Here is a 5,644-nt window from a genome sequence, read left to right as displayed (position 1 = left end):
CGGTTCGGCTAGTGCCACCACGACCCGGTCGTGCCCGCCGACCCCCGCCTCCCGCAGCGCCGCCGCGGCCAGCGCGCTCGCCGCCGCACGGTCGTCCGGCCCCAGCGGGATCACGCTCGCCGCGTCGGGGGAGACGAGCAGCAGTCCGGTGGCGGAGCCGCCGGCGGCCCCGAGGTCGTCCCGGGTCAGCCAGCGGGCCATCAGCTCATCACGTCCTTCGCGACGGCGTCCTTCGCGACGGCGTCGTTCGTGACGGGGTCGTCCGTGATCGCGTCGTTCATGAACACGTCTCTCATGAACGACGTCATCGACGCGCACACCCGCTCGTGCGCCAGCCCGCCCACCTGCGCCTGGATGATCAGGTCCGTCGCGCCGGCCTCGGCGATCCTGGCCAGGGCCTTGCGCGAGCCCTCCACGTCGTCCACGACCACCATCAGGTGCTCGCGCAGCGTGGCCATCGACTCCTCCGGCGGCAGCCCGGCCGCGAGTTGCCCGAGCACCCGGTGGGTGGCGTGGCGGGCGTCGTAGTAGCCGGGCGGGGTGACGAGGTTGACCTGGCGGCGGATGTACCACAGGACGGGGTCGGCGGCCGTGGCGATGGCCTCGTCGCGGGTGGGGGCGACGTACCAGGGGATCATGAGCGCGACGCGGCGGGAGTCGGGGTCGAAGCCCCGCTCCGCCAGGCACTCCCGGTATTTCGCGATGTCGGCGGCGACGTCGTCGATGCCCTTGAGCATGGTCATGCCGAGCAGGTTGTAGCCGTGCCTGGCCGCGGCCAGGTAGCCCTCCAGCGAGGTGGAGGCCACCCAGACCGGCGGATGAGGGTGCTGGACCGGGCGCGGGTAGACGGCCACGTCGGGGATCTCGAAGAACTCGTTCGAGCGGCTGACGGGCTCGCCGTCGGCCTGCCAGATGGCCAGCGTGGCCTCCAGCGAGTCCTCCCAGATCTGCCGCGACCTCTCGAACGGCCGCTGGAACGCCTGGTACTCCAGGGGCGAGGCCCCGCGGCCGGTGCCGAAGTCGACCCGCCCGCCGCTCAGCACGTCCAGCGTGGCCACGCGCTCGGCCGTGCGGACGGGGGACTGGAACGGCAGCAGCACCACCCCGAGCCCCAGGCGGATCCGCTCCGTGCGCTGCGAGATGGCGGCCAGGACCAGATCGGGCGCGGAGGAGTGGGAGAAGCCCCTGGTGAAGTGGTGCTCCACGAACCAGGCAGCGGTGTAGCCCAGCCGGTCGCCCAGCACGACCTGGTCGATCACGTTCTGGAACGCCTGCTGCTCCACTTCGCGGGTGCGACCGCGGACCTCCAGCTCATATCCCAGGCTGATCCGTAGGGACGTCATCGCGCCTCCGGCGAAGTAGGAAACCAAGCGCTCGCTTGGTAGAGCGTATCAGCGGCAAAGACTTGCGGGAAGGGCGCGGCGGCGATCAAAGTGATGCTCGTGAAGCGAAAGCACGCGCTGCGGCGGCCGACGGGCGGCACGGTCCCCGACCAGGGCGACGAGCTCTCGCTCACCAGCGCCCGCAGGTACGAAGCGTTCGGCCGGGTGATGGCCGCGCTGGCGACCGAGGCCGAATTCGTCGAGTCGTGCCGCGACCTGACGTGGTGGCGCGGCTCCGACCACAGTTGGCACATCGAGTGGCGCGACGGCCCGTACGCCTCGGAGGTCGCCGCCCTGCTGGCCGATCAGGTCCGCGACCCCGACCACGACGGCTGCCTGGTCACCCCGGCGGGGCCGGGCAACGAGCGTTCGGCGGTGCTCGACGTGATGGGCGTCCGCTTCGAGCTGCGCGCGATCGACCCGCTGGGGCGGGCGGGCATGCGCGACCGCGCCGGTTTCTGGCGTCTGGCAGAAGCCCTCGACACCACCCGCCGCACCAACGCCCGCCATCCCTGGGAAGAGCTGCTCGGCGGCTGACCTCCGCCCGCCCGGGGCCGGGAGGCGCTATCGCGCGTCCTCGCCGAACACGTGCGCCGCCAGCCGGGCCCGGTGCGCCTGCGGCGGCCCGAAGAGCTGGGCGTCGGAGGTGGCCCGCTTGAGGTACCGGTGCGCGGGATGCTCCCACGTCACCCCGATCCCTCCGTGCACCTGGATGTTCTCGCCCGCCGCCGTCAGGTACGCCTCCGTGCAGTACGACCCCGCCACGGCCGCGGCCACCGGGTCCCCGGCCGCCGCCCCGGCCGCCGACCTGGCCGACTCCACCAGCAGCAGCAGATCGGCAAGCTTGTGCTTGATCGCCTGGAACGACCCGATGGGCCGCCCGAACTGCTGCCGCCGCCCGGCGTGCTCGACCGCCAGGTCCAGACACCGCTGTGCCCCGCCCACCTGCTCGGCCGCCAGCGCCGCGATCCCCATGTCGCGTACGCGGGCCCACGACGTGCCGTCACCCAGCCGCCGTGCCGGGGCGTCGTGGAAGGCGAGCCGCTGCAGCGGGCGGCTCTCGTCCATCGTCCGGTACGCCGTCCGCTCCGACGGCACGGCCCGCACCAGCGCCCCGCCCGCGTAGACGAGCACCAGCTCGCCCTCCAGCGCGTACGGCACCTCGCCCGTCAGCCGGTCTCCCGTCAGCCGCAGCTCTCCGTCCCCCGGCAGCACCACGGTCGCGGTCACGGCCCCGTCGGCCAGCTCCGCCAGCACCGCGCCCGCCCCGTCGCCCGCCCCGTCGCCTCGCGCGCATGGGCGCAGCGCCTCCACCGCCATCACGGCCGTCTGGAGGAACGGGTGGGGCGACAGGGCCCGCCCCAGCTCCTCCGCGACGGCGGCCAGCTCGGCCGGGCCGCACCCGGCCCCGCCGTACTCCTCGGGGACGAGCAGCCCCGCGATCCCCACGTCCCGCGAGAACTCCCGCCACGTCGCGCCGGGCCGCCCGGCGAGATGGGCTCGGACGACGGCGCGAAGGTCATCGGCAAGTGCCACGGAAGCATCTTAACCAAGCGGTTGCTTGTTAGCATACGGATGACCGAAATTTGCCTTTTGTGGATGGATACATAATCTGGAAGTGGTCATCCCCGGCCGAACACGGGGGAGGGGTTGACCGGGGAAATAGCCATGAACCACACAAGCATCGACTACGCGGACTTCGCCGAATACGACCGGCGTCAGCGCGCGATCCAACGCCATTTGCTGGCGGCCTTCACCGGGGGGCTGGTCGTGGGCGTGCTCGGCATGTTCGTCCACGGAGGCGGTCCCCGGTGGATCGGCCAGATCTACGACCCCTACGCGTATCTCGCCCTGTCGCTGGCCGTCGGCGCGACCGCGTCCGGGTTCGGGTGGGCGCTGCTGACCACGTTCCTGGCGGCGGCGTCGACGCTGGTCGCGGCCATGGGCGCGAGCGCGCTCGGCGGCCATCCGATCGACGTCGTCGGCGTCAGCCCGGTCGGGCTCAACTGGAACCTCTCCCTGCTCGTCGCCCTGGGCCTGCTCGCCTACGCCACGCGCAGGGACGACGGCTGGGGAGACCTGGCGGCGGGCGCGGTCGGCGCGGCGCTCCTCGCCGACGTGGTCGAACGGGCGACCCCGGGCTTCATCGAGACCGAGGTGTCGTTCTGGCCGGGTCCCGCGGTGGTGGTCGGGCTGCTGTCCGTGGCGCTGGTGCTCGTGCTGCGCAGGAGCGTCCGCCGACGGGTGCGCGCTCTGGTGCTGTCGGCGATGTTCTCGGGGCTGATCACGGCGGGCGTGGCCGCCTTCATGACCGGCTGGGTGCCCCCGTCCGTCTGACCCGCTCGACCCGCCGATCCCGGATCGGTGGATAAGCGCGAGCGCGGCGCTCCCCCGACTCGATAGCCTGGAGTCCTTCACATCCCAGGTTCGAGCAAGGAGTAGCCGTGTTGCTGCGCATGTCGTCGTTGTTTCTTCGCACCCTGCGGGACGACCCGGCAGACGCGGAAGTGCCGAGCCACAAGCTCCTGGTCCGCGCCGGTTACGTACGCCGCGTCGCGCCCGGCATCTACTCCTGGCTCCCCCTCGGCAAGATGGTGCTGGAGAACATCGCGAGGGTCGTCCGCGAGGAAATGAACCGCATGGGCGGCCAGGAAGTGCTCTTCCCCGCCCTGCTCCCCCGCGAATACTACGAGGCCACCGGCCGCTGGACCGAATACGGCGACACGCTGTTCCGGCTCCAGGACCGCAAGGGCGGCGACTATCTCCTCGGCCCCACGCACGAGGAGCTCTTCGCCGACATGGTCAAGGGCGAATACTCCTCCTACAAGGATTATCCGGTAATTCTTTACCAAATCCAGACCAAATACCGCGATGAGGCGCGGCCCAGGGCGGGCATCCTGCGCGGTCGCGAGTTCCTGATGAAGGACTCCTACTCCTTCGACCTCGACGACGACGGGCTCAAGCGCTCCTACGAGCTGCACCGCGAGACGTACATCCGCCTGTTCGACCGCCTCGGCATCGAGTACAAGATCGTCTTCGCGCAGTCGGGCGCCATGGGCGGCTCGGCCTCCGAGGAGTTCCTGGCGCCCACGCCGACCGGCGAGGACACGTTCGCCGCCTGCCGCTCCTGCGGTTACGCCGCCAACGCCGAGGCCGTCGTCACCACCGCTCCCGCCGCGCGCCCCATCGACGACGCGGCGCCGCTGCGGGTCCTCGACACGCCCGGCACCCCGACCATCGAGACGCTGGTCGCCCACCTCAACGAGCACCACGGCCTGTCCGTCAGCGCCGCCGACACGCTCAAGAACGTCGTGGTCAAGGTCTCCACGCCCGGCTCCGACAAGGTCGAGACGCTGGTCGTCGGCCTGCCGGGCGATCGCGAGGTCGACTTCAAGCGCCTGGAGGCGGCGCTGGCGCCCGGCGAGCCCGCCATCTTCGAGGCCGACGACTTCGCCGCGCACCCGGGCCTCGTACGCGGCTACATCGGCCCCCAGGTCCTGCGCGAGCTGGGCATCCGCTACCTCGTCGACCCCCGGGTCGTCACCGGCACCTCGTGGGTCACGGGCGCCAACGAGCCCGGCAAGCACGCCGTCAACGTGGTGGCGGGCCGCGACTTCGTCCCCGACGGCACCATCGAGGCCGCCGAGGTGCGCGCCGGCGACCCCTGCCCCCGCTGCGGCGCCGAGCTGTCCATCGACCGGGGCATCGAGATCGGCCACATCTTCCAGCTCGGCAGGAAATACGCCGACGTCGCCGGGCTCGACGCGCTCGGCCCCGACGGCAAGCCCATCCGCATCACCATGGGCTCCTACGGCGTCGGCGTGTCCCGGGCGGTCGCCGTCATCGCCGAGCAGGCGTACGACGAGCTGGGGCTGGTGTGGCCGCGCGAGGTCGCGCCCGCCGACGTGCACATCGTCGGCACGGGCAAGGAGAACCAGGTGGAGGCCGCCCTTGAGCTGGGGGCCGAGCTGGAGTCGCGCGGGTTGCGCGTCCTGGTCGACGACCGGCCGCAGGTCTCGCCCGGGGTGAAGTTCAAGGACGCCGAGCTGCTGGGGCTGCCGACGATCGTGGTGGTCGGGCGCGGGCTCTCCCAGGGCGTCGTGGAGCTGCGCGACCGCGTCTCGGGCGAGAAGTCGGAGATCCCCCTCGCCGAGGCCGCCGACCGCATCCAGGCCGCCGTAACCGGCTGACCGCCACCGGCCGGGCGACCGGCTGACCGCCGCGAGCCGGGCGACCGGCTGTCCGCCGCGGGCGACCGGCTG

5 protein-coding genes and 1 pseudogene are annotated in these 5,644 nt (G+C 72.1%); 3 read left to right on the top strand and 3 right to left on the bottom strand.

The annotated features are described in order from the left end of the window. Positions 1–201: pseudogene (locus ABD844_RS34245) on the bottom strand (hypothetical protein); the annotation flags it as partial. Beyond that, the gene (locus ABD844_RS34240) at positions 201–1,343 is read right to left on the bottom strand and encodes an LLM class flavin-dependent oxidoreductase (RefSeq protein ID WP_344887190.1); all 1,143 of its coding nucleotides are present in this window, start codon (positions 1,341–1,343) and stop codon (positions 201–203) included. The pseudogene ABD844_RS34245 and the gene ABD844_RS34240, both read right to left, overlap by 1 nt. A 93-nt stretch (positions 1,344–1,436) precedes the next feature. Between ABD844_RS34240 and ABD844_RS34235 the strand changes: the two genes are divergently transcribed. Then, positions 1,437–1,919 carry a hypothetical protein gene (locus tag ABD844_RS34235; RefSeq protein ID WP_344887188.1) on the top strand — a complete coding sequence of 161 codons (483 nt, stop codon included), beginning with the start codon at positions 1,437–1,439 and terminating at the stop codon, positions 1,917–1,919. Positions 1,920–1,946: 27 nt separating this feature from the next. On the opposite strand, the gene ABD844_RS34230 is transcribed toward ABD844_RS34235, so the two are convergent. Further along, positions 1,947–2,918, bottom strand: coding sequence for an acyl-CoA dehydrogenase family protein (locus tag ABD844_RS34230; RefSeq protein WP_344887186.1), 972 nt, complete (start codon positions 2,916–2,918; stop codon positions 1,947–1,949). A gap of 132 nt (positions 2,919–3,050) precedes the next feature. On the opposite strand from ABD844_RS34230, the gene ABD844_RS34225 reads away from it, so the two are divergent. Both ABD844_RS34225 and ABD844_RS34220 read left to right on the top strand, forming a co-directional pair. Then, positions 3,051–3,719: a hypothetical protein gene (locus ABD844_RS34225; RefSeq protein ID WP_344887184.1), complete on the top strand. Its 669-nt coding sequence runs from the start codon at positions 3,051–3,053 to the stop codon at positions 3,717–3,719. A gap of 107 nt (positions 3,720–3,826) precedes the next feature. Next, the gene (locus tag ABD844_RS34220) at positions 3,827–5,572 is read left to right on the top strand and encodes a proline--tRNA ligase (protein WP_344887182.1); all 1,746 of its coding nucleotides are present in this window, start codon (positions 3,827–3,829) and stop codon (positions 5,570–5,572) included. Positions 5,573–5,644 lie beyond the last annotated feature (72 nt).

The sequence above is a fragment of the Nonomuraea antimicrobica genome (assembly GCF_039536965.1).
GTDB lineage: Bacteria > Actinomycetota > Actinomycetes > Streptosporangiales > Streptosporangiaceae > Nonomuraea > Nonomuraea antimicrobica.
Note: the sequence above shows the minus strand (reverse complement) of the source record. Positions and strands in the feature narration are given on the sequence as shown.